Consider the following 22,363-nt stretch of genomic DNA (forward strand, 5'->3'; position numbering starts at 1 on the left):
GCAGCCGATCTCAGAGAGTTCTGAGATCGGCTGCGTAGCTTCCTGGCTCATGGCGCACGACTACCTGATCATCGGAGCAGGACCGGCCGGGTTGCAGCTCGCCGCCCTGCTGGAACGCGACGGTCGCGATTACGCGGTCCTGGAACGCGGCTCCGGCCCGGGTACCTTCTTCACCCGCTACCCGCGGCACCGCACGCTCATCTCCATCAACAAGGTCCACTCCGGGTACACCGACCCGGAGCAGCGGCTGCGGATGGACTGGAACTCGTTGCTGTCCGACGACCCCGCGCTGCTGTTCACCCGCTACAGCGGCCGGTACTTCCCCGCCGCCGACGACCTGGTCCGCTACCTGGCCGATTTCGCCGCGGCCACCGGCGCCCGGGTCCACTACGACACCGAAGTCACCCGGATCTCCCGTGACGACGAGGGTTTCACCGTGCTCGACCGCGGTGGACGGACGTGGCGGGCCGCGCGGGTCGTCGTGGCGACGGGAGTTTCGCAACTCCACGAGCCACCCATCCCGGGCATCGAGCACGCCGAGCGGTACGACACCTTCGACACCGACCCGGAGTCGTTCACCGACCAACGGGTGCTGGTGATCGGCAAGGGCAACTCCGGCTTCGAGACCGCCGACTCCCTGGTGGAGCACGCGGCGGTCATCCACGTGGCCGGGCCGCACTCGGTGCGGCTGGCGTGGCAGACGCACTACGTCGGCCACCTGCGCGCGGTGAACAACAACTTCCTCGACACCTACCAGCTCAAGTCGGAGAACGCGGTCCTCGACGGCACGGTGGAGCTGATCGAGCCGCGGCCCGGCGGCGGGTTCCGCGTCCTGTTCCGGTACGCGCGCACGGCGGAGTCGTTGCGGGAACTGGAGTACGACCGGATCGTCGCGTGCACGGGGTTCCGGTTCGACGCCTCGGTCTTCGACGACACCTGCCGTCCGGCGCTGGTGATCGACGACCGGTTCCCCGAGCAGACGCCCGCCTACGAGTCGACCACCGTGCCCGGTCTGCACTTCGCGGGCACGCTCACCCAGCAGCGCGACTTCAAGAAGTCCACCAGCGGGTTCATCCACGGCTTCCGCTACGGCGTCCGGGCCCTGCACCGCATCCTCGCCGCACGCCACCACGGCACGCCGTGGCCGTCGACCGAGCTGGAGGCGTCACCGGAGGCGATCGGTGACGCGCTGGTCGCCAGGGTGAACCGGTCGTCCGCGCTGTGGCAGCAGTTCGCGGTGATGGGCGACGTGGTGACGGTGTCCGGCGACACCGCCCGCTACGAGGAGGAGGTGCCGGTGGCTTACGTCGCCGACGCCGGCCTCGGCCCGGCCGAGCACCGGTTCGTCGCGACCCTGGAGTACGGGCCGGACCACGACACCGTCGACCCGTTCGACATCTCGATCCCCCGCGTGGCGGAGAACGACGCGGCCAACGCGCAGGACGCGAGCTACCTGCACCCGGTGGTGCGCTACTACCGCGACGGCGCGCTCGCCGCGACCCACCACCTGGCGGAGAACCTGGAGAACCACTGGGACCTGCCCGCGGTGCACCAGCAGCCGCTGGCCGTGTTCGTGAAGGAATGCCTTGCCGGCGCGTGACGCCGAGCCGTTCCCGCGCGCGGTGCTCGACGTGCTCGACGCCGCCGCGGACCGGCCGGTGTTCGAACACGGCACGCGCGTGGTGACCGGAGCGGAGGTGCTGGACCTGGTCGCCCGGATCTCGACCGGTCTGCGCCGGGAAGGACTGGGCCCGGGTGACGGTGTCGCGCTCCTGCTCGGCGTGAACCCCGAGGCGTTCGCCACGGTCCTGGCCGCGCACGCGGTGGGAGCACGGGTTCTGGGCGTGCGGCCGGGGCTGCCCGACGAGCAGGTGCACCACCTGCTGAGCCTCGACATCACCGCGATCATCACCGACTCCGCCGTGCCCCGGACCGACCCCGCCCCGCGCACGCTCACCGTCGACAAGTTGCGCAAGACCCGTGCCGACGGCCCGCCCCGGTGCGACGGCAGGCCCGGTGACGTCGCCCGGCTCATCCACACCAGCGGCAGCACGGGCGTGCCCAAGGCGTGCGCCCAGACCTACGCGGCGATGACCGACGCGTGGGCCGCGCGACCGGACGCCTGGCCGCCCGCGATCCGCGAGCTGGCGTCCCGGCTGGAGCGGTACCTGGTGTTCGGGTCGCTGTCGAGCCAGGTGATGTCCGAGTACGCGGTGGTGGCGATCACCGCCGGCGGCACCGCGGTCGTCGCCGACCGGCCCGGGTTCCCCGACGCGATCACCCGCCACCGCGCCTCGGCGAGCGTGATCACCGTGCCCCGGTTGGTCAAGCTCGTCGCCGCCCAGCGCCGTGCCCCGGCCGACCTGTCGACGTTGCGCGCCCTGATGGTGTCCGGGTCACCGCTGACCGCCGCCCGGCACCGCGAGGCGTTGGACGTGCTCGGACCGGTCGTGTTCCACGGCTACGGCCAGACCGAGACGGGCATGATCGCGATGGCGACCCCGGCCGACCCGCCCGGCACGGTGGGCCGACCACCGGCGGCGGTGCGGGTCGAGATCCGTGCGGCGGACGGCACCCCGGTGCCGCCGGGGGTCGACGGCGAGCTGTTCGTCCGCACCCCGGCGCAGGCCGACGCGTACTGGGGCGACGCGGTGCGGTCGGCCGAGGTGTTCGCGGGCGGCTGGGTGCGCACCCGCGACCTGGGCCACTTCGACGCCGACGGCCACCTGCGCCTGACCGGCCGGACCAGGGACGTCGTCATCGTCAACGCGAACCTGCACTACGCGGGCCCGATCGAACGGGTCATCGCCGAGCACCCGGACGTCGCCGAGGCGTACGTGGTCGCCGTGCCCGACGAGGACACCGGCGAGGCGGTGCACGCGTTCGTGGTGCCCACCGGTGACCGCCCGCCCGACCTCGACGCGCTGCGCGCGCTGGTGACCGCCCGGCTGGGTGCCGCGTGCGCGCCGGTGCGGGTGACCGCGATCGCCGAACCGCCGCTGGCACCCAGCGGCAAACCGGACAAGCGCCTGCTGTCCCCCACCCGGACGTGAAGGAGAAAAGTCGTGTCCAGCGAGGTTTCCACGGACTGTCTCGTGATCGGCGCCGGCCCGGCCGGGCTGCAGGCGTCCTACCTGCTCACCCGCTCCGGGCGGGACCACCTGGTGCTGGAGGCCGGTGACGCCCCCGGCACGTTCTTCACCCGCTTCCCCCGCCACCGCACCCTGATCTCCATCAACAAGCCCAACACGGGGTGGGACGACCCCGAGCTGAACCTGCGCACCGACTGGAACTCGCTGCTGTCCGACGACCCGTCGCTGCTGTTCACCGGCTACACGCCGCGCTACTTCCCGCACGCCGACGACCTGGTCCGCTACCTGGCCGACTTCGCCGCGAAGCACGACCTGCCGATCCGCTACGGCACGTCGGTGGTGTCGGTGACCCGCCCGGACGACCAGTTCGTCGTGCACGACCAGCACGGCCGCACCTACCGGGCAGGGCGGCTCATCGTCGCCACCGGTGTGTCCCGGCCGTACGTGCCGCCGATCGAGGGAGTGAAGCACGCCGAGCGGTACGACGACGTGTCGGTGGACCCGGCCGACTTCACCGGGCAGAAGGTGCTGATCATCGGGCGCGGCAACTCGGCGTTCGAGACCGCCGACAACCTGATCGAGACCGCGTCGGTCATCCACGTCGCCGGACCCGGCTCGTTGAAGCTGGCGTGGCAGACCCACTTCGTCGGCCACCTGCGCGCGGTGAACAACAACTTCCTCGACACCTACCAGCTCAAGTCGCAGAACGCGCTGCTGGACGGGCGGGTGCTCGACATCCGCCGCGACGGTGACTCCTACCTGGTGCGGGTCAGCTTCCAGCGCGTGCAGGAACGGGTGAAGGAGATCCGCTACGACCGGGTGATCCTGGCGACCGGCTTCCGGTTCGACGCGTCGATCTTCGCCGCCGGGTGCCGCCCCCGGTTGACGATCAACGACCGGTTCCCGGACCAGACCGCCGCCTGGGAGTCGGTGAACGTGCCCGACCTGTTCTTCGCGGGCACCATCACGCAGGCCAGGGACTTCAAGAAGTCGACGAGCGGGTTCATCCACGGCTTCCGCTACGGCGTCCGCGCCCTGCACCGCATCCTGGAGCACCGCTACCACGGCGTGCCGTGGCCGACCCGGGACCTCGCCCGGGACGCGGTGACCGACACCGTGATCGAACGGGTGAACCGCACCTCCGCGCTGTGGCAGCTGTTCGCGTTCCTGGCGGACGCCGTGCTGATCGGGTCGGACGGCACCCTGCGCTACGCCGAGGAGGTGCCGTTGGCGCACCTGCACGAGGCGGTCGGCCGGGGCGACTTCGGCGACGTCGAGTCCTACCTGGCGGTGACGCTGGAGTACGGCGCGGACCACGACCGGGTCAACCCGTTCGACGTCACCGCGGGCCGGACGTCCCAAGAGGACACCAGCGGGCTGGACGGCCGCTACCTGCACCCGGTGGTGCGGCACTTCCGCGCCGGGGTGCTGCTCGCCGAGCACCACCTGACCGAGAACCTGGAGAACGAGTGGGACAGCGAGGACGTACACCGGGCGCCGCTGCGGGCGTTCCTGCACACCCGGCTCGCCCCGGCCGGAGTGGGGTCGCCGTGAGCACCGGGCCCCTCGCCGAGCTGCACGACAAGGCCCGCGCGGTGCTCGACCCCGTGCACTACGACTACTACGCGGGCGGTGTCGGCGACGAGGTCGTGCTCGGGGAGAACGAGGCGGCGTTCCGGCGGCTGGCCCTGCTGCCGAGGGTGTTGCGCGGTGCGCCGACCCGCGACCTCGGTGTCGACCTGCCCGGCGGGCACCTCGACCTGCCGGTGCTGGTCGCGCCGACCGCGTTCCACCGGCTCGCGCACCCCGAGGGCGAGTTGGCGACGGCACGGGCCGCGGCGGCGGCGGGAACGGTGCTGGTCTCCGGCGTGGCCTCGACGGTGGCGATCGGCGACGTGGTGGCGGCGGCACGGGCCGTGCGCGCCGAGGCGTCGGTGTGGTTCCAGCTCTACCCGCAGCCCGACCAGGACGTGACGGCGTGCCTGGTGGAGCGGGCGGAACGGGCGGGCTGCACGGCGCTGGTGGTGACCGCCGACTCGCCGGTCTTCGGCCGGCACCGCCGCGACGCCGAGCACGGTTTCCACGACCTGCCGGCCGGGCTCGCGGCGGAGAACATGCGGGACCTGCCGGGCGGGCCGCCGGGAGGTGTCCGGGACATCGGGATGTCGCCGTCGGTGTCGTGGCGGGACTTGGACCGGCTGCGGGAGCTGACGTCGTTGCCGTTGTGGCTCAAGGGGGTGCTCCACCCGCGTGACGCGGTGCTGGCGGTCGAGCACGGGGTGGCCGGGGTCGTGGTGTCCAACCACGGTGGCCGCCAGCTCGACCTCGTGCCGGCGGCGGTGGAGGCGTTGCCCGCGGTGGTGGACGCGGTCGCCGGACGGGTGCCGGTGCTGCTGGACGGCGGGGTGCGCGGCGGCGGTGACGTCGCGGTGGCGCTCGCGCTGGGCGCGGCGGCGGTCGGTGTCGGCAGGCCGGTGCTGTGGGGCCTGGCGGCGGACGGCGAGGCCGGGGTGTCCCGGGTGCTCGCCGTGCTGCGCGACGAGGTGGACCACGTCCTCGCGCTGTGCGGCGGACGTGACCTCGCCGACCTCACCCCGGACCTGGTCGTCAGCCGCGGGACGGGGGTGTCCGGGCGGTGTGGTTGACCGGGTTGCTCGCCGCCGCGGTGGTGCTGACCGCGCCGCGCTGGCTGCCGGCGCGGGTGGTCGCCCTGCGCGCCAAGATGTTCGAGAAGGTCAACGGGGACAACGCGATCACGTTCCCGAACGCCGTCGTCGGCCCGGACCGGTTCCAGGAGGTCTACGGCCACCCCGCGGCGAACGGCCGCAGCCGGGGCGCCGGGCTGTCCGACCTGTTCTGGTACTGGCTCTCCCCCGGCCCCGAGGTGCACCAGGAGCACCTGGAGGCCGGTCCGCGTTACGACGACGTCGCACGCACGACGCGCGCGCTGCTCGCCGGTCCGGGTGACGAGCTGTCGGCGTTGGCGGCCCGCTGCGCCGGGCGGGTGCTCGACGAGCGGGTCACCGGTCGGGTCACGCTGGTGCGACTGCGGGACCTGATGATGCCGGTGTGGGCGGAGTACTTCCACGAACTGGTCTTCGGCGAGCCGTGCCCCCGCAAGGCACGCGACCTGATCGTGGGGCACGCCGACGACGTGGTGACGTCGTTGAAGTGCACCGGCCTGCGCCACCCGGCCCGCCGCGCCCGGCTGACCCGCTACCTGGCCCGCCGGGTCGCGGCGGGCGACGTGCGGCGGCCGTTGCCCGCGAGCCTGTCGCCGACCGAGCAGGTGCACTACCTGCAGGGCACGTTCTTCAACACCGGCGTGGTGCAGATGTCCGAGGCGATGGCGCACGTGCTGCTGGCGCTGGCGCAGCACCCGGAGGCGGCGGCGCGGCTGGCGCGTGACGACCGCTACTTCGGCCACGTGCTGGACGAGACCATGCGGCTGTACCCGCTGTTCGGCATCGCGCACCGCATCGCCACCGCCGAGATCGCGCTGGACGAGCGGACCACGCTGCCCGCCGGGTCGGTGCTGTGCTTCAGCTACCCCGACTACCACGCCACCGGCTACGCGCGGCCGGACGTGTTCGACCCGGACCGCTGGGACCACGTCGGGGCCCGCGAGGCGCACCACATCCCGTTCGGCGTGGCGGCCAACCGGCCGTGCCCGGCGTGGCGGCTGTCGCCGTTGGCGCTGCGCGCGGCGACGCGCGAGGTGCTCCGCCGGGTCACGCTGCACTCCACGGTCACGCACACCCGGTCGATGCCGAGCCGGGGGCCGTGCCTGCTGGTCCGGGTGGACCAGCCGCTGCCACCGGGTCGCCTGGCCGTGCTCGGCGCGCTGCTGCGCGTGCGGGACCGGTGGGAGGACGTGTGGCGCAGCGTGGTCCAGCTCGTGCTCGGCACGGTCATGGTCCTGCACGCCCACCGCCTGCGCCTGGCCGGGCGGTACTTCGACACGCACGACACCCAGGGTCGTCCGTTGCGGCACCGGCCGCCTTCCCCACAGGAGATCACCGAGTGAACCAGATCCAGTTCGCGTTGCGGGTGTTCGCCGCGCTGGCGGTCGTGCTCGCGGCGACGACGTTGTGCGGGCGCCTCGCCATGCTGGTCAAGCAGCCCAGGGTCGTCGGCGAGATGGTCGCCGGTGTCCTGCTCGGGCCCGCCCTGCTCGGCGCGGTGGCACCCGGCGTGCAGGCCCAGATCTTCCCGGCGGACGTCAAGGACACCCTCTACGTGCTGAGCACGATCGGGTTGACGTTCTACATGTTCCTGGTCGGGTCGTCGCTCGACCACAGCCTGGCCAGCGGGCAGCGGATGCGGCGGGCGACGGCGCTGGCGGTGTCGGGCATCGTGCCGACGTTCGCGCTGGGCGCGGCCGCGGCGGCGCTGTTCTTCGGCACGCTCAGCCCGGACGGCACCAGCCGGTGGGAGTTCATGCTGTTCGTCGGCGGCGCGCTGTCGATCACCGCGTTCCCCATGCTGGCCCGGATCCTGCAGGAGCGCGGTATCGCGAACACGCCCATCGGCGGCCTGACCCTGGTCGCGGCGGCGATCGACGACGCGGCGGCGTGGGTGATCCTGGCGGTGATCATCGCGGTGGCGGCGGCGGGCAGCCCGTTCGACGCGCTGGTCACGGTGGCGGGCGCGGCGGTGTTCGCGGTGCTGATGCTCACGGTGGGGCGCGGCCTGTTCGCCAGGCTGGGCGCGCGGGTGGAGCGGGAGGGCAAGCTGAGCCGGGACGTGATGGCGCTCGTCCTGCTCGTCGTGCTGCTGGCCGGGTGGTTCACCGACTACATCGGCGTGTTCTCGGTGTTCGGCGGGTTCATCACGGGCCTGGCGATGCCGCAGTCGCAGGTCGTGCGCCGGGAGCTGCAGACCCGGTTGACGGACCTGAACTCCATCCTGCTGCTGCCGGTGTTCTTCGCGTTCAGCGGGCTCAACACGGAGGTGTCCGGGTTCGGCGCGGGCGGCGCACTGTGGTGGCCGCTCGCGGTGATCATGGCGGCCGCGTTCGCGGGCAAGTACCTCGGTTGCGCGGCGGTCGTGCGCGCCCAGGGCTTCTCGTGGCGTTACGCGTCGGCGGTCGGCGGGCTGATGAACGCGCGCGGGCTGATGATCCTGATCTTCATCAACATCGGTCTCGCGTACGGCCTGGTGACCCCGGAGCTGTTCGCGATCCTGGTGGCCGTCGCGATCGTCACGACCGCCGCCGCGATGCCGATCTACCGGGCGTCGCTGCCCGAGAACGTGGAGCGCGCGGCGACCGACGTCGAGCCGGTGCCGGCCGTGAACCGCTCCTGAGCAGGCGATACAACGCGGATCTTGCGGTTCCGTGGCGCCACGGCGGCACGGTGGGCTGACCACGGCTCGTCAGGACGCTCCGAATCGCGGAACGAGCGGGCCGTGCGCACCGAACGGGAGGATCGGCCATGCCCACCTCGTCGAACGTGATGGACCCGCGGTTGGTGGACGACTTCGACCTGGACGTCCGTGAGATCACGGTGATCCAGGAGCAGCAGGAGGCGTCCGCTTCCGGCTTCACCTGCACGCTGTTCACCTGCCCGGCGCTGACCTGCGGGAGCTCCTGCACCAGCTGCTGACGGCCGGGCTGACGACCCGGCGGCCGGTCGCGTCACGGCGACCGGCCGCCGGGTCCGCGCAGCCCGCGGTCACAGCCACCAGGACCCCCGTCAGCCGGAGAGGGAGGACGTGCCGGGATGACCAGCCGACCACTGTTCCACTGCGCCGACGTCGCGGTGCTGCGCGCGCCGGTGCACCCGGCCGCACTCGCCGCCGGACTGCCCGCGGCGGACGACGCGCCCGCCGCCGGGGTGCGGCTGCTGGCGGCCGACCCGCTGGTTCGGGAGGCGATCTCGGTGTCCAGCCCGACACTCCCCCACCGGCTGGACACCCTGCTCGACGGGGCACCGAACGGCCCCGCACCGAGCGGATCGACGCCGAACGACGCGACACCGGACAGCCCGGCACCAAGCCGGGCGACACCGCACCACGCGGCCCTGGGCGGAGCGACGCCGGACGGCTCGGCACCGAGCGGCTCGGCATCAGGCGGAGCGATGCCGAGCGGAGCGGCACCGGGCGGAGCGATGCCCAGCACTGCCGACCTGCGGCGGGCGGTGCGGGCGTTGACGAGCTACCGGCTGCGGATGGCCACCCGTGCCACGCCGTTCGGGCTGATGGCCGGTGTGGCGACCGACGTGTCCCGCGAACTCGTCGCCGTGCGGGACGACCTCGCGCGTTACGCGGCACTGCCGTTGGGGCAGGGGCGTGCGGCGCTGACCGCCGTGTGCGAACGGATGCGCGCGCTGGCACCGGGCGACCGGCCGGTCCAGGTCGACCTGGCGCTGGACGCCGACGTCGTGCTGCCCCGCGCGGTCGCCGACGAAGCCGAACGCGTGGCGGAGCTGCTGTGGCGGCTCTCGCCACGCCAACCGGCGACGGCCTCCTTGCGCCAGTACCACAACGACTTCCTCGAGCGGTACGGCCAGGGCAGGCTGGTCGGGTTGCGGGAACTGCCCGACCCGGACATCGGGCTCGGCGCACCGGCCGGCTGCCGGATGCCGCCCACGCCCCGGTTCCGCCGCCCGGAGCCCGAGCAGGACGGCGACCGGGACCGGGTGCTCGCCGGACTCGCCCAGGAAGCGGTGCCGGCCGGTGAGCCCGAGGTGGTGCTGACCGACGACCACCCGCTGCTGACGGCACCTGCCCGGCACGCGGTTCGGCCGCGGCTGACGGTGCGGCCCCGAGCCGCGACGGGACGGCACCTGCCCGGTGGCGAATGGCTGTACGCCTCGGTGTACAGCTCGGCCAAGCGGCAGGACGAGCTGCTGCGGACCGTGCCCGCGCTGGTGGAGGGCCGCGCGGTCGACCGCTGGTTCTTCCTGCGCTACGGCATCCCGACCACCACCTCCGGCTGCGGTTCCACGGCTCGCCCGCCGCCCTCGCCGCGGACGTCCTGCCGCGGCTGACGTCGTGGGCGGCGGAGCTGCGCGACAGCGGGATGGTCCGGCGGCGGCCGACCGGATCCTGGACCCGGACCGCCCACCGATCCCGCTGGACCCACCGCCCGCGGACGCGTTCGCGTTGGCCGACCTGCCGGCGGCGTTGGCCTGGCTGGACGCCGAGCACACCACCCTGCTGGCCGCCCAGCACACCGCCGCGGCACTCGGTCGGCCGCAGGTGGTGTGGCAACTGGCGTGGAGCCTGTACACCTTCCACTACCGGCGGGGGCCACCACCACGCCAACCTCGCGTCCTGGCAACTGGCCTCGGACGTCGCCGACGACCTGCCCGACCCGTCCGCGCATCCCCTCATCCACCGCCTGCTCGGCATCGCCCACGCCCACCTCGGGCGGCACGACGACGCCATCCGCCACCTGCACCAGGCACTCGCCCAAGCCGAACAGCACCAGGACACCACCGAGCAAGCCAACGCACACCGCCAGCTCGCGTGAGTCCAGGAACGCCGCAGGGACGACCGGCAGGCGTTGGCCCACGCGGAACACGCCCTCGCCCTCTACCGCACGCTCGGCCAACCCGTCGGCGAAGTCCGCGCGCTCAACCAGGTCGGCTGGTACGCCGTCCGCCTCGGCGACTACGACACCGCCCGCGCCCACTGCCTGGCCGCATCTGCACAGCCTGGGCTGGATCGACCACCACAGCGGTCACCACGAGCAGGCCGTGGACCACTACCGGCAGGCCCTGACCCTGTTCCAGGGCCTCGGTGACGAGGTCGGGGTCGTCGGCACCCTCGACCACCTCGCCGACCCGTGCGCCGCCCTCGGCCGCCACGACGAGGCGCGCGACGCGTGGCACGAGGCACTGCGGCTGTACCGGCGGCAGGGACGCGACGCCGACGCCGAACGCGTCCAGAGCCGACTCGACGCCCTGCCCTGACCCCGGGGCCTGCCAGAGGGCTCGGTGACTGTGCGCACGCCGTCCTACCGCACGGCGGTGTCGCCGAAATGCCGTAGCGGCACACCGAAATTCATCACTTTCCGCCGCCGAAATCCGCCGCACCCACTCTTTCGTGCCGCATTTCCGGATGACACCGGACGAGGTCTCGACCAGCGAAACGAGAGCTGACTCCGCACTCGACCCGGACGGGTGATACCCACTCCACCTGATCAGGGACTAACCGTTTCCGCGAGTCCCGCGATAGACCTCATGTCGTTCCTCGGCGTCTCGCAGAATGAGGTCGACATGAGTTTGCAGCGCGTGATCACCGACGAGCGTGATCTGCAGGTCGCGCCCGTCTTCGCCCAGCGGATCGACGAGGACGTCATCCCGAAGGGCAGGCTGCCGGAGAACCCGCTGCCGGCGGACGTCGCGGCGGGCATCGTGCACTCGCGACTGCTGCTCGACGGCCGGGCGGCCCTCAACCTGGCCACGTTCTGCACGACGTCCGCCGAACCGGAGCTGGAGCGGATCTACGCGGACACCGCCGCGATCAACCTCATGAACCGCGAGGAGTACCCGGCCAGCTCCGACATCGAGCAGGAGTGCATCAACGCGCTGGCCGACCTGTGGCACGAGGACGACGGCCGGTTCATCGGCTGCTCCACCAGCGGCAGCTCGGAGGCGGCCATGCTCGCCGGGCTGGCCATGCTGCGCCGCTGGCGGGAACGGGGCGGCACGGGCACGCCCAACATGGTGTTCGGCGGCCACGTCCACGTCTGCTGGCCGAAGTTCTGCAACTTCTGGGACGTGGAAGCTCGCACGGTGCCGCTCGAAGAGGGCCGCACGACCCTCGACCCGGCGCTCGCCGCCCAGGCGGTGGACGAGAACACGATCGGCGTCGTCGCGGTGCTCGGCAGCACCCAGGACGGGCGCTACGACCCGGTCGCGGACATCGCGGCCGCGCTCGACGCCGTGGCGGCGGACCGGGGCGTCGACGTGCCGCTGCACGTGGACGCGGCGAGCGGCGGGTTCGTCGCGCCGTTCCTCGACGTCGACTTCGCCTGGGACTTCGCGCTGCCCAGGGTGGTGTCGATCAACGCCTCCGGCCACAAGTTCGGCCTCGTCTACCCCGGGTCGGGGTGGTGCCTGTGGCGCGATCCCGAGTACCTGCCGGAGTCGCTCGTCTTCGACTGCAACGTGCTCGGCGGGCACCACCCGACGTTCACGCTCAACTTCTCCCGGCCGGCGTCCGGCGTGATCGCGCAGTACTACCAGTTCCTGCGCAACGGGATGGCGGGCTACCAGCTGATCGCCCAGCGGTGCCAGGAGGTCGCGCGGCAGGTCGCCAAGGGCGTCGAGGCAGTCGGGCCGTTCGAGGTCGTCGGCGACGGCGAGGACCTGCCGGTCGTGGCGTTCCGCCTGCGCGACCCGGAGGCCGCGGGGTTCACCGTGTACCACCTGTCCGAGGCGCTCAAGGGCGACGGCTGGCACGTGCCCGCGTACAGCCTGCCGCCGAACCTGGAGCACGTGCACGTGCTGCGCGTGGTGTGCCGGCAGGGTTTCACGCTCGACCTCGCGGCCAAGTTCCTGGAGAGCCTGGCCAAGCACGCCGAACGGCTGGGCGGCCACCCGTTCCCGCTGCCCCGGCCGACCGCCCTGACGTTCACGGACTGACGCCGTGGTCACGATCGCGGAACTGGAGACCGACCCGTACCCGGCCTACGCCCGGTTGCGGCGGGACGAGCCGGTCAGCTGGGTGCCGGAGGCCAACCAGTGGCTGGTGACCCGCTGGCGGGACGTCCGCACCGTGCTGACCGACACCGAGCGGTTCACCACGGACCAACCGGCGTCGTCGATGCACGCGCTGTGCGGCGGCGCGCCCCTGCTGTTCCGGGAAGGGCCGTCGCACCGGGACGTGCGGGAGGCGTTCCGGCACGACTACGACCCGCACCGGGTGACGGACTACGTGGACACCGTCGCCCGGCCGGTCGCGCACCGCGTCGCCGACGAGGTGTTCCCGGCCGGCGGCGCCGACCTGGCCGCGGACTACTTCGAGCCGGTCGCGGCGATCGCCACGGCCACCCACCTCGGGCTCGGCCCCGAGGGCGCCGACACGATGCGGCGCTGGGGGCGGGTGCTCACCGGGGTGGCGAACAACTTCGGGCGCGACCCGGCGGTGGACGCCGACGCGGCCGTGGTGATGGCCGACGACGCGGCCGTGACCTCGCTCGTCCGGCGGCTGCGGGAGGACCCCGACCGGTCGGTGATCTCCCACCTGCTGCACGCGAACCGGCACGGCGACGGCGCGCGGGCGGACGCGGACGTGCTGCCGGTGCTCAAGCACATCGGGTTGAGCGTGATCGAGCCGGGCTGGCTGGCGGGCTGGACGCTGGCGGCGCTGTGGTCCGCGCCGGACCAGCTCGCCGCGGTCCGCGACGACCGCGCGCTGCTCGGCGCGGCGGTGTACGAGGCGCTGCGGTGGAGCGGCCCGGTCGGCGTGCTCGGCAGGCGCACGACGCGGCCCGTGAGGCTGGGCGGGCGGGACATCCCGGCCGACACCACGATCGCCGCCGCCATCGCCTCGGCCAACCGCGACGAGGCGGAGTTCACCGACCCCGACCGGTTCGACCTGCACCGCGACGTCCGCACGCACCTCGGGTTCGGCGTCGGTCCGCACGGCTGCCCGGCGCACCCGCTGGTCACCGCCACCGCGCGGACCGCGCTGGACGTGCTGGTGGAGCGGATGCCCGGCGTGCGGCCGGCGCCGACCTGGCGGGCCGCGCCGCACGGCTGGAAGCTGCGGCTGCCGGGCCCGCTCGACGCGGTGTGGGACGTGGCGGCGAGGAAGGTGTCCTGACCGGGTCGACGACGACAGAGCCACGGCCGCGGCACACCGGAGGCATTTGCCGCGGCCGTCGCCCCCCGGTCGGATCCGAACCGGGAGAACGACGTCGTCGCGCTGTGGCCTGATCACCCGTGAATTCACCCGACGCCACACCACCACCGGCCGCGAATACGGGCTGACCTGCGGAATCCACCCGGCGGAAACGCCGATAGCCGGCCTGCGCGGAATGTCCTCAATGGACATATGGTATTGGTTTTCGCACGGTGGTTGCTCCATTGGAGGGAGACTGCGGCAACCACTTGGCGTCCGATGAAGTCCCGTGATAGAGATCAGAGCCCTGCTGGCGCACTGGCATCCGGCAGGTCGCCCGCAGCAGAGGAATTGATGGACCGACAAACACCCGCGACGGCGTTCTGGATCCTGCTCGCCGTCGTGCTGATCGCCGTGTTCCTGCTGGTGCGCCAACACCGGACCACCCGTGCGTTACGGGTGCGGGCCGAACGGGCCGAGAACTGGGCACGGGCCCGGGCCGACGAGGAGCGACACCTGGTCGACGCCCGGCTGCCCGCCCTGGCCGAGTCGCTGGCCCACCGGCCCGTCGAGGTGCCCGGAGCGAGGAGCCCGGAAGCGGCCGAGAGCCACGAACGGGTGCTCGCGCAGTTCGCCGACTCCGTCCGGCAGGCGACCGAGCGGGGCGAGCAGTCGGCCCGCGCCACGCTGAAGTCGATGATGCGCGCGGTGCAGAGCCTGTCCAACGAGCAGCAGGTCGCCATCTCGGCCATGCAGGAGCGGCACGACGACCCGGACGTGCTGGCCGGCCTGATGCGCATCGACCACATGAACTCCCAGCTCAACCGGCGCGCCCAGGCCACCGCGGTGCTCTGCGGCTCGTGGCCGGGGCAGCAGCGGTCGGCGTCGCCGCTGACCGACGTGGTGCGCGGCGCCACCTCGCGGATCCGGGACTACCTTCGGGTCAACCTCCCGGCCGAGTCCGACGTCGCGGTGGTCAGCCGCGCGGTCGAGCCGGTCGTGCTGGCCGTGGCCGAGCTGCTCGACAACGCCGCCCGGCACTCGCCGCCCAACACCAGCGTCGAGGTCAACTTCCAGCAGGCGCACAACGGCATGGTCGTGATGATCGACGACGGCGGTGTCGGCATGACCGTCGAGGAGCTGCACCGCGCGGCCCGGCTGCTGGCCGGGGACGGCGGCAGCGACATCAACCGCCTCGGCGACCCGCCGCAGGTCGGTTTCGCGGTCATCGGCGTGCTGGCCCAGCGCTACGGCTTCCGCGTCTCGGTGGACACGCGCTCGCCGTACGGCGGTGTGCGCGCGGTGGTGTTCCTGCCGACCGAGCTGCTCACGCGGGTCAGCAAGCCCACCATGCCCGACAACGCCGTCGCGCTGCCACCCACGCCGCGGCCGACCGGGGCCGTGGACGACACCGTGCTGGGGCGCACACCCGGCGGCCTGCCCAGACGACGGCGGACCCAGCCCGCCGACCAGGGCACGCCGCCGGCACCGGCCGACCAGCGGATCGCGACCGGGCTGGCCGCCTGGAAGCGCGGGACCGAGTCGGGCCGGGCCACCACCCCGCCGCCTGTCGCTGAAGGGAACACCCAGGCATGAACACTTTGGGTTGGATGCTCGACGACGCCCTGCAGATGCCGGAGACGCGGCACGCCGTCCTGCTGTCGGCGGACGGGTTGCTGATGGCGCACTCCACCGGCATCGGCCGCGACGACGCCGAACGGCACGCCGCCGCGATGTCCGCGCTGCAGTCGCTGGCCCGCGCCACCGCCGAGTTCTGCGGTCAGACCGGCGCGGACTGGCAGCAGACGGTCAGCGAGTTCGTCGGCGGCTTCGTCTTCCTGGCCGCCGCCGGGCCGGGCGCGTACCTGGCCGTGTCGGCGACCGACCGGGTCGACATGGAGGCGGTGTCCTTCCGGATCCAGGAACTCGTCCAGCGGCTGGGCAAGGAACTCACCAGCCCGCCCCGGCAGGCTGAACCCGGCCCGCCGCGGCGGGGTGCGGGCAGCACCGCGTGAGCGGCGACCGGCACCTGCGTGGCCTGGTGCGGCCGTACGTGGTGACCGGCGGCCGGGCACACGCCAGCCGCAACACCTTCGACGCCGTCACGGTCGTGATCGCCACCCGCGAGCAGGTCTCCGGGCTGTCGCCGGAGAAGAAGCGGCTGATGGAGCTGTGCCGCGGCGGCGCGCTGTCGGTGGCCGAGATCGCCGCGCACCTCTCGCTGCCGATCAGCGTGACCAAGGTGCTGCTGTCCGACCTGGTCGACAGCGGGCACATCGCCACCCACGCCGCGGTCTCGCACACCGCCCGCCCCGACATGAAGCTGCTGAAGGACGTGCTCGATGGCCTCCGTGCTCGCCTCTGACGGGCTGACCTCCGACGGGCTCGCCGCTGACGGCGTCTACTTGCGCGACACCGTGCGGACGGCGGTGAAACTGCTGGTCGTGGGCCCGTTCGCGGTCGGCAAGACCACCTTCGTCGGCACCCTGTCGGAGATCAGACCGCTGCGCACCGAGGAGACGATGACGCAGGCGGGCGCCCTCGTCGACGACCTCGCCGGGGTCGACGGCAAGAGCACCACCACGGTGGCGCTGGACTTCGGCAGGCTGACGCTGAGCGACGAACTGGTGCTCTACCTGTTCGGCGCGCCCGGCCAGCAGCGGTTCACCCGGGTCTGGAAGGACATCGCTTACGGCGCGCTCGGCGCGCTGGTGCTGGTCGACACCCGCCGGCTGGAGCAGTCCTTCGAGGTCATGGGCCTGCTGGAGGAGCTGCGCATCCCGTACGCGGTGGCGGTCAACACCTTCGACGGCGCGCCCGCCTTCCCCGGCGACGAGCTGCGGGACGCGCTGGACCTGCTGCCCGGGACACCGCTGATGTCGTGCGACGCCCGCGACGTGACCTCGTCCACGCAGGCGCTCGTCACCCTTGTCGAGTACCTGCTCACCCGCAACCAGGAGAACGCGTGACCTCGCAAGCCGCCCCCGGGCAGGCATGTCCCGCACACCACGGCCGCAAGCCCTTGTACGGCCCCGAGTTCGCCGCCGACCCGGCCGCGACCTACCAGGCCCTGCGCGAGCACGGCCCGGTCGCGCCGGTCGAGCTGGCGCCCGGTGTGCCCGCCAGCCTCGTGGTGGGCTACTCGGCCGCGCTGGACGTCCTGCGCAACCCCAGCGCGTTCCCGCGCGACCCGCGGCGGTGGCAGGCGAAGATGCCGCCGGACAGCCCCGTGCTGCCGATGATGATGTACCGCCCGAACTGCCTGTTCACCGATGGCGCCCAGCACGCGCGGCTGCGCGCCGTGGTCACCGACAGCCTGGCGCGGGTGGACGCGAACGCGTTGCGCGCCCACGTCGAGCGGACCGCGGACCGGCTGATCGCCCGGTTCGCCGGCAACGGCGAGGCCGACCTGCTCGGCGAGTACGCCCAGCTGCTGCCGCTGATGATGTTCAACCACCTCTACGGCTGCCCGCCCGCCCTGGGCGACCGGCTGGTCGCCGCCATGCGCGCCATCTTCGACATGGTCGAGCCGGAGCGGGCCAACGCCGAGCTGACGCAGTGCATGCTGGAGCTGGTCGCGCTCAAGCGTCAGCGGCCCGACCAGGACATGCCCTCGTGGATGATGGCGCACCCGGCGCGGTTGACCGACGAGGAGCTGATCCACCAGCTCATCCTGCTCATGGGCGCGGGCACCGAGCCCGAGCAGAACCTGATCGCCAACGGCATCCGGCTGCTGCTGGCCGACGACCGGTTCGCGGGCAACCTCTCCGGCGGCAGCCTGCCGGTCGAGGAGGCGCTGGACGAGGTGCTGTGGACCGACCCGCCGATGGCGAACTACTCGGCGAGCTACCCGGTCGAGGACACCGACTTCGCCGGTGTCCGGCTGCCCGCCGCCGAACCGGTGGTGATCAGCTTCGCGGCGGCCAACAACGATCCCGCGCTGGCCGGCCAGCAGCGCTCGGGCAACCGGGCCCACCTCGCGTGGAGCGCGGGCGTGCACTCGTGCCCGGCCCAGCAGCCCGCCCGGCTGATCGCGTCGGTGGCGATGGAGAAGATCCTCGACGCGCTGCCCGACATGCGGCTGGCGGTCGGGGTGGACGAGCTGGTCTGGCGGCCCGGCCCGTTCCACCGCGCGCTCGCCGCGCTCCCCGTGCGCTTCACCCCGGTAGCCGTGCCCGTCCCGTCCGACGAGTCCCCTGGAGAAGCCCGATGGAACGCCCAGCCGACCCCGTCGTCCTCGATCCCAGCGGCCGTGACCTCCACGCCGAGTCCGCCGCCATCGCCGCGCGAGGGCCGGCGACCCTGGTGGAGCTCCCTGGCCAGGTTGTTGCGTGGTCGGTGACCAGCCAGGAACTCTTACGCGACCTCCTCGGCGACCCGCGGGTCTCCAAGGACCCCCGGCAGCACTGGCCCGCCTACACCAGCGGCGCGATCTCCGCGGACTGGCCGCTGCACCTGTGGGTGTCGGTGCAGAACATGTTCACCGCGTACGGCGGCGACCACCGGCGGCTGCGGTCGTTGGTGTCCAAGGCGTTCACGGCGCGGCGCGTGGCGGCGATGCGGCCGTGGATCGAGCAGATCACCGAACGGCTGCTGGACGGGCTCGACGCGGCGGAGGGTCCGGTGGACCTGCGGGAGGGGTTCTGCTACCCGATCCCGATCGAGGTCATCTGCCAGCTGTTCGGCGTGCCCGCCGAGGCGCGGTCGGACCTGCGGAAGGTGGTCGACGGCGTCTTCGACACCACGATCACCGCCGAGGCGGCCCAGGCGAACGCCGTGCGGCTGTACGGGATCATGCACGAGCTGGTCGCGGCGAAGCGGCAGAACCCCGGTGACGACCTGACCAGCGGGCTGATCGCGGTGCGCGAGGACGACGGCTCGAAGCTGGAGGAAGCCGAGCTGGTCGACACCCTGATCCTGGTGATCTCCGCCGGTTACGAGACCACGGTGAACCTGCTGGACCAGGCGATCACGGCGCTGCTGACCCACCCGGAGCAGCTGGCCGCGGTCCGGGCGGGCACGAGCGGGTGGGCGGACGTGATCGAGGAGACCCTGCGCTGGCAGGCCCCGGTCGCGAACCTGCCGCTGCGCTACGCCGTGGAGGACATCGAGATCGGCGACGGTGCCGTCATCGGCAAGGGCGAGGCGATCCTGGCGGCCTACGCGGCGGCGGGCCGGGACAAGGCCGTGCACGGCGAGACCGCCGACCGGTTCGACATCACCAGGGCCGACAAGACCCACCTGGCGTTCGGCCACGGCGTGCACTACTGCCTGGGTTCCCCGTTGGCGAGGATGGAGGCGGAGGTCGCCCTCCCCGCGTTGTTCGCCCGGTTCCCCGGGATGCGGCTGGCCGTGGCGCCCGACGAGCTGAAGCCGGGCAACTCGTTCATCTCCAACGGCCACGAATCCCTGCCGGTGACGCTGAAGTAGCCGCACACCCGTGGACCGGGGGCGCGTCACCGGCCGGTGACGCGCCCTCGGTCATTCCTCCGGCGGCCCCCACAGCAGGAACGGCACGGAACGCACGTACTCGGCGTAGGCGGGGTCGTCGGCCGAAGTCGCGATCCGTTCCAGCACCAGGGCGAACTCCGCCCGGTCGGCACCGGTCAACCCGTCCAGCGCGGCGCCGATGACCTCCGTGCACTTGACTGCCGTGTCGGGCTCGATCTCGTCGTCGCCCGCGTCGTCCACGAACGCCAGCGCGTCGACGATCGCGCGGACCAGCGGTGTGTTGTCCACCCCGGCGATGCTAACCGGGTGGAGGAGCAACGGCGGCCACCGCGATGACGCAGTCCGGCCGGGCGCGCGGACCGACCCCGGGGAGCGGGTCCGCGACCGCCCCTCCCCGGACCCGCTCCCCCGTCAGGCAGGCGGTTCGGCCGGTCCCCGGTCCCGGTCACCCCGCCAGATCCGGCTGCGCAGGTCGGCGCCCCGGATGACCTGGACGCGCCAGGGCGTCAGCCGCAGCACGTGCAGGCGCGGGTCCGAGGGTGCGGTCCAGAAGTTGCCGAGGTGGTAGCCGGCGCCGGGTGGGCTCGTCGCGCGGTACAGCTCCCACACGTGCTCCTTGGTCGGCAACGCGTTGTCCCACCTAGCCTCCGCGTCGATCGCGACGGAGTTGTTGCCCGATGCCCAGTACGAGAAGCTGGTGTGCGGGTTGCCGGCCAGGTGCGCCGCCTTGACCGGTGTCCGGTACGTGGCGAGCCACCCGAGCGGCTCGCCGTCGACGTTCTCCCACACGGGGATCAGCACCCGGGTCCGGGGGCGGTGCCGCGCGTCGACGGTGACCATCGTGGCGTACTTGATCGCCCCGATCGAGGCGTCGAACTCCGCCTCCAGGTCGGCGAAGCGCCTGACGACCTCGGTCACCCGCCACCGCCGAACGACTCGACGACCCGGGCGAGGCTCGCGGCGCCGTGGCCCTCGGCGACCTGCCGGTCGACCAGGTCCTGGAACGGCTGGAGGGTGGGTGCCGCGACGCCGAGCGACGCGCTGGCCCGCAGGATCGTGGCCAGGCCCGACCGGTTCATGTCCAGACTGGACTCCTCGGTCGCGTAGTCGCCGCGGTCGATCTCGTCGGCGAACATCGACAGCGCCGGGAAGATGCCGGTCAGCCACGAGACCAGCGGCGGGGTCAGCTCGGCGGCGTCGATCCCGCCTGCCCTGCCCATCGCGGCCGCGTGCAGGAACCCGCTCAGCATCCCGTACATCCCGGCGAGGATGGCCATGTCGAACGCCGACGCCCGCCCGGCGTCCGGGCCCAGGAAGGTGCCCTTGCCCAGGAGGTCCAGCACGGCCCGCCACTCCTCGTGGACGTGCGCGGCACCGCTGTAGTTCACCGTCGAGTCGTCGGTGCCGAGCGTCTGCGGCACGGCGTAGACGGCGCCGTGGAGGTAGTCGGCGCCCTGCCCGGCGACCTGTTCGGCCAGGGTCCGCGCGTCGTCCGGTCCGCCGGAGGTCAGGTTCACCACCGCGCGGCCCCGTGCCGCCTCACCCACGCCGGCCAGCACGTCCCGTGCCGCGGCGGGGTCCAGCACGGCGACGACCACCAGCGGGCTCGCGGCGAACGCCTCGGCCGCGGTGGGCGCGGACGTCGCACCGGCGGCGACGAGTTCCGCCGCCTTGCCCGCCGACCGGTTCCACACCGTCGTGGGGTGGCCGGCGGCCAGGAAGACCCGTGCGACCGCACGGCCGAGGTTGCCGAGCCCGATCACGCTCACCGGGGCGTTCACGCGGCCACCTCCGCGTGGAGGAGGTGCTCGACGGCGACGATCGCCCCTACACCGAGAACGGTCACTGGCCGGGGAACAGGGGTGGTCATGTCGTTGCTCCTGAGAAAGTCCCGCGTCGAGGCGGGGTGGTGATCGACTGCCTCCACCCTCGCAACGCGCGCCCGCCCCGACCAGTGGCACTGATGACGGCCGTCACCAAATTCCTGCCATAGGATGGGCGGCATGAGCGTGGGAACCGTCGCCCTGGTCGTGCCCGACGAGATCGACCTCGTGTCCTGGGACCTCTACGAGCTGACCATCCCGGCCACGGTGTTCGGCAAGCCCCAGCCCGATCTGGCCGACCCCTGGTACGAGCTGCGGCTGTGCGCGACCGGGCAGCGCTCCGGCGACGCGGCGCCCGGTTTCGGGCTGCGCACCCCGTACGGCCTGGACGACATCGTCGGCGCGGACACCGTCATCGTGGCGTCGGTGCCGGAGGTCTGCGTCGACTCCGCCGCCCCGGTGCCGCGGGAGCTGGTCACCGCGCTGCGCCGGGCCCACGCCGCCGGCGCGCGGATGGTGTCGCTGTGCAGCGGCGCGTTCGCCCTGGCCGAGGCGGGGCTGCTCGACGGGCGCCGGGCGACCGCGCACTGGATGCACACCGCGGCGTTGGCCGAGCGCTACCCGAAGGTCGAGGTGGACGACTCCGTGCTGTACGTGGACGACGGTGACGTGCTCACCAGCGCCGGCATGACCGCGGGCCTCGACCTGTGCCTGCACCTGGTCCGCCGCGACCTCGGTCCGCACGTGGCCAACCAGCTGGCGCGCCGCATGGTCGTGCCCGCGCACCGACCCGGCGGCCAGGCGCAGTTCATCGACCTGTCGGTGCCCGCCACCGACGAGCGCGGGCTGACGCCCGTACTGGAGTGGGCCCGCGCCAACCTGGACCGGCCGCTGACCATCGAGGACCTCGCCCGGCGTGCGGCCGTGAGCCCGCGCACGTTCTACCGGCGGCTGCAGGAGAGCACCGGCACCACCCCGTTGCAGTGGCTGCTCAACCAGCGCCTCGGCCGGGCCCAGACCCTGCTGGAGTCGACCGACCTCTCGGTGGAGAAGGTGGCGGAGCTCAGCGGCCTCGGCACCGCGAACAACCTGCGCCACCACTTCCTCAAGCAGGTTGGCGTGACCCCGAGCGACTACCGCCGCGCCTTCCCCCGCCATCCGTCCGCGGCGGCGGGGTAGGGCGCCGGCGAAAACGGCTCG

At 72.8% G+C, this 22,363-nt stretch carries 21 protein-coding genes; 18 read left to right on the forward strand and 3 right to left on the reverse strand.

Annotated features, from left to right (window positions below):
- Window positions 1-49: 49 nt before the first annotated feature.
- The 17 genes from B0I31_RS13115 (at window position 50) to B0I31_RS13190 (ending at window position 19,319) form a co-directional block, all read left to right on the forward strand.
- Window positions 50-1,600 (forward strand): FAD-dependent oxidoreductase, encoded by a 1,551-nt coding sequence (locus tag B0I31_RS13115; protein ID WP_106615634.1) that lies wholly within the window; start codon window positions 50-52, stop codon window positions 1,598-1,600.
- Window positions 1,587-3,053 carry a class I adenylate-forming enzyme family protein gene (locus B0I31_RS13120; protein ID WP_219910690.1) on the forward strand — a complete coding sequence of 489 codons (1,467 nt, stop codon included), beginning with the start codon at window positions 1,587-1,589 and terminating at the stop codon, window positions 3,051-3,053. The genes B0I31_RS13115 and B0I31_RS13120 overlap by 14 nt, the downstream gene beginning before the upstream one ends.
- A gap of 12 nt (window positions 3,054-3,065) precedes the next feature.
- Entirely contained in the window at window positions 3,066-4,646 is a 1,581-nt protein-coding gene (locus B0I31_RS13125; protein WP_106615635.1) for an NAD(P)-binding domain-containing protein, read from the forward strand.
- Window positions 4,643-5,737: an alpha-hydroxy acid oxidase gene (locus B0I31_RS13130; protein ID WP_106615636.1), complete on the forward strand. Its 1,095-nt coding sequence runs from the start codon at window positions 4,643-4,645 to the stop codon at window positions 5,735-5,737. The genes B0I31_RS13125 and B0I31_RS13130 overlap by 4 nt, the downstream gene beginning before the upstream one ends.
- Window positions 5,728-7,119, forward strand: coding sequence for a cytochrome P450 (locus B0I31_RS13135; protein WP_245949858.1), 1,392 nt, complete (start codon window positions 5,728-5,730; stop codon window positions 7,117-7,119). Before B0I31_RS13130 ends, B0I31_RS13135 begins: the two co-directional genes overlap by 10 nt.
- Window positions 7,116-8,399: a cation:proton antiporter gene (locus B0I31_RS13140; RefSeq protein ID WP_106615637.1), complete on the forward strand. Its 1,284-nt coding sequence runs from the start codon at window positions 7,116-7,118 to the stop codon at window positions 8,397-8,399. The genes B0I31_RS13135 and B0I31_RS13140 overlap by 4 nt, the downstream gene beginning before the upstream one ends.
- A 128-nt stretch (window positions 8,400-8,527) precedes the next feature.
- The gene (locus B0I31_RS40590) at window positions 8,528-8,698 is read left to right on the forward strand and encodes a hypothetical protein (protein WP_181320141.1); all 171 of its coding nucleotides are present in this window, start codon (window positions 8,528-8,530) and stop codon (window positions 8,696-8,698) included.
- 117 nt (window positions 8,699-8,815) lie between these two features.
- A complete protein-coding gene (locus B0I31_RS43230) occupies window positions 8,816-10,084 on the forward strand; it encodes a lantibiotic dehydratase (protein ID WP_106615638.1) in 1,269 nt (422 codons plus the stop codon).
- Between the two features lie 711 nt (window positions 10,085-10,795).
- Window positions 10,796-11,011, forward strand: a complete 216-nt coding sequence (locus B0I31_RS13150; protein WP_106615639.1) for a hypothetical protein — start codon at window positions 10,796-10,798, stop codon at window positions 11,009-11,011.
- Between the two features lie 306 nt (window positions 11,012-11,317).
- Entirely contained in the window at window positions 11,318-12,688 is a 1,371-nt protein-coding gene (gene gad, locus B0I31_RS13155) for a glutamate decarboxylase (protein WP_181320142.1), read from the forward strand.
- Window positions 12,689-12,692: 4 nt separating this feature from the next.
- Window positions 12,693-13,871, forward strand: a complete 1,179-nt coding sequence (locus B0I31_RS13160) for a cytochrome P450 (RefSeq protein WP_106615641.1) — start codon at window positions 12,693-12,695, stop codon at window positions 13,869-13,871.
- Between the two features lie 372 nt (window positions 13,872-14,243).
- The gene (locus B0I31_RS13165; protein ID WP_106615642.1) at window positions 14,244-15,485 is read left to right on the forward strand and encodes an ATP-binding protein; all 1,242 of its coding nucleotides are present in this window, start codon (window positions 14,244-14,246) and stop codon (window positions 15,483-15,485) included.
- Window positions 15,482-15,904, forward strand: coding sequence for a roadblock/LC7 domain-containing protein (locus tag B0I31_RS13170; RefSeq protein WP_106615643.1), 423 nt, complete (start codon window positions 15,482-15,484; stop codon window positions 15,902-15,904). The genes B0I31_RS13165 and B0I31_RS13170 overlap by 4 nt, the downstream gene beginning before the upstream one ends.
- Window positions 15,901-16,254, forward strand: coding sequence for a DUF742 domain-containing protein (locus B0I31_RS13175; RefSeq protein ID WP_219910691.1), 354 nt, complete (start codon window positions 15,901-15,903; stop codon window positions 16,252-16,254). The genes B0I31_RS13170 and B0I31_RS13175 overlap by 4 nt, the downstream gene beginning before the upstream one ends.
- Window positions 16,232-16,858: a GTP-binding protein gene (locus B0I31_RS13180; RefSeq protein WP_106615644.1), complete on the forward strand. Its 627-nt coding sequence runs from the start codon at window positions 16,232-16,234 to the stop codon at window positions 16,856-16,858. Before B0I31_RS13175 ends, B0I31_RS13180 begins: the two co-directional genes overlap by 23 nt.
- Entirely contained in the window at window positions 16,855-18,231 is a 1,377-nt protein-coding gene (locus tag B0I31_RS41700; RefSeq protein ID WP_245949859.1) for a cytochrome P450, read from the forward strand. Before B0I31_RS13180 ends, B0I31_RS41700 begins: the two co-directional genes overlap by 4 nt.
- On the forward strand, window positions 18,228-19,319 hold the full coding sequence (locus B0I31_RS13190) for a cytochrome P450 family protein (protein ID WP_245949860.1): 1,092 nt from the start codon (window positions 18,228-18,230) through the stop codon (window positions 19,317-19,319). The genes B0I31_RS41700 and B0I31_RS13190 overlap by 4 nt, the downstream gene beginning before the upstream one ends.
- Before the next feature lie 51 nt (window positions 19,320-19,370).
- On the opposite strand, the gene B0I31_RS13195 is transcribed toward B0I31_RS13190, so the two are convergent.
- The 3 genes from B0I31_RS13195 to B0I31_RS13205 all read right to left on the reverse strand — a co-directional run bounded on the left by B0I31_RS13195 (window position 19,371) and on the right by B0I31_RS13205 (window position 21,121).
- Window positions 19,371-19,628 (reverse strand): hypothetical protein, encoded by a 258-nt coding sequence (locus tag B0I31_RS13195; protein WP_106615646.1) that lies wholly within the window; start codon window positions 19,626-19,628, stop codon window positions 19,371-19,373.
- A 123-nt stretch (window positions 19,629-19,751) separates the two neighbouring features.
- Window positions 19,752-20,258: a pyridoxamine 5'-phosphate oxidase family protein gene (locus B0I31_RS13200; protein WP_106615647.1), complete on the reverse strand. Its 507-nt coding sequence runs from the start codon at window positions 20,256-20,258 to the stop codon at window positions 19,752-19,754.
- On the reverse strand, window positions 20,255-21,121 hold the full coding sequence (locus B0I31_RS13205; protein WP_106615648.1) for an NAD(P)-dependent oxidoreductase: 867 nt from the start codon (window positions 21,119-21,121) through the stop codon (window positions 20,255-20,257). Before B0I31_RS13205 ends, B0I31_RS13200 begins: the two co-directional genes overlap by 4 nt.
- A gap of 228 nt (window positions 21,122-21,349) precedes the next feature.
- Here B0I31_RS13205 and B0I31_RS13215 point away from each other — a divergent pair, with 228 nt between their 5' ends.
- A complete protein-coding gene (locus B0I31_RS13215; RefSeq protein ID WP_425444362.1) occupies window positions 21,350-22,342 on the forward strand; it encodes a GlxA family transcriptional regulator in 993 nt (330 codons plus the stop codon).
- Window positions 22,343-22,363: the final 21 nt, after the last annotated feature.

The sequence above is a fragment of the Saccharothrix carnea genome (genome assembly GCF_003014735.1).
Taxonomy (GTDB): Bacteria; Actinomycetota; Actinomycetes; order Mycobacteriales; family Pseudonocardiaceae; genus Actinosynnema; species Actinosynnema carneum.

Excerpts from the sequence above, each read along its gene's own strand:
- gad (WP_181320142.1), top strand. The coding sequence starts at position 11,318 with ATGAGTTTGCAGCGCGTGATCACCGACGAGCGTGATCTGCAGGTCGCG.
- B0I31_RS43230 (WP_106615638.1), top strand. The coding sequence starts at position 8,816 with ATGACCAGCCGACCACTGTTCCACTGCGCCGACGTCGCGGTGCTGCGC.
- B0I31_RS13115 (WP_106615634.1), top strand. The coding sequence starts at position 50 with ATGGCGCACGACTACCTGATCATCGGAGCAGGACCGGCCGGGTTGCAG.
- B0I31_RS13180 (WP_106615644.1), top strand. The coding sequence starts at position 16,232 with ATGGCCTCCGTGCTCGCCTCTGACGGGCTGACCTCCGACGGGCTCGCC.
- B0I31_RS40590 (WP_181320141.1), top strand. The coding sequence starts at position 8,528 with ATGCCCACCTCGTCGAACGTGATGGACCCGCGGTTGGTGGACGACTTC.
- B0I31_RS13170 (WP_106615643.1), top strand. The coding sequence starts at position 15,482 with ATGAACACTTTGGGTTGGATGCTCGACGACGCCCTGCAGATGCCGGAG.
- B0I31_RS13165 (WP_106615642.1), top strand. The coding sequence starts at position 14,244 with ATGGACCGACAAACACCCGCGACGGCGTTCTGGATCCTGCTCGCCGTC.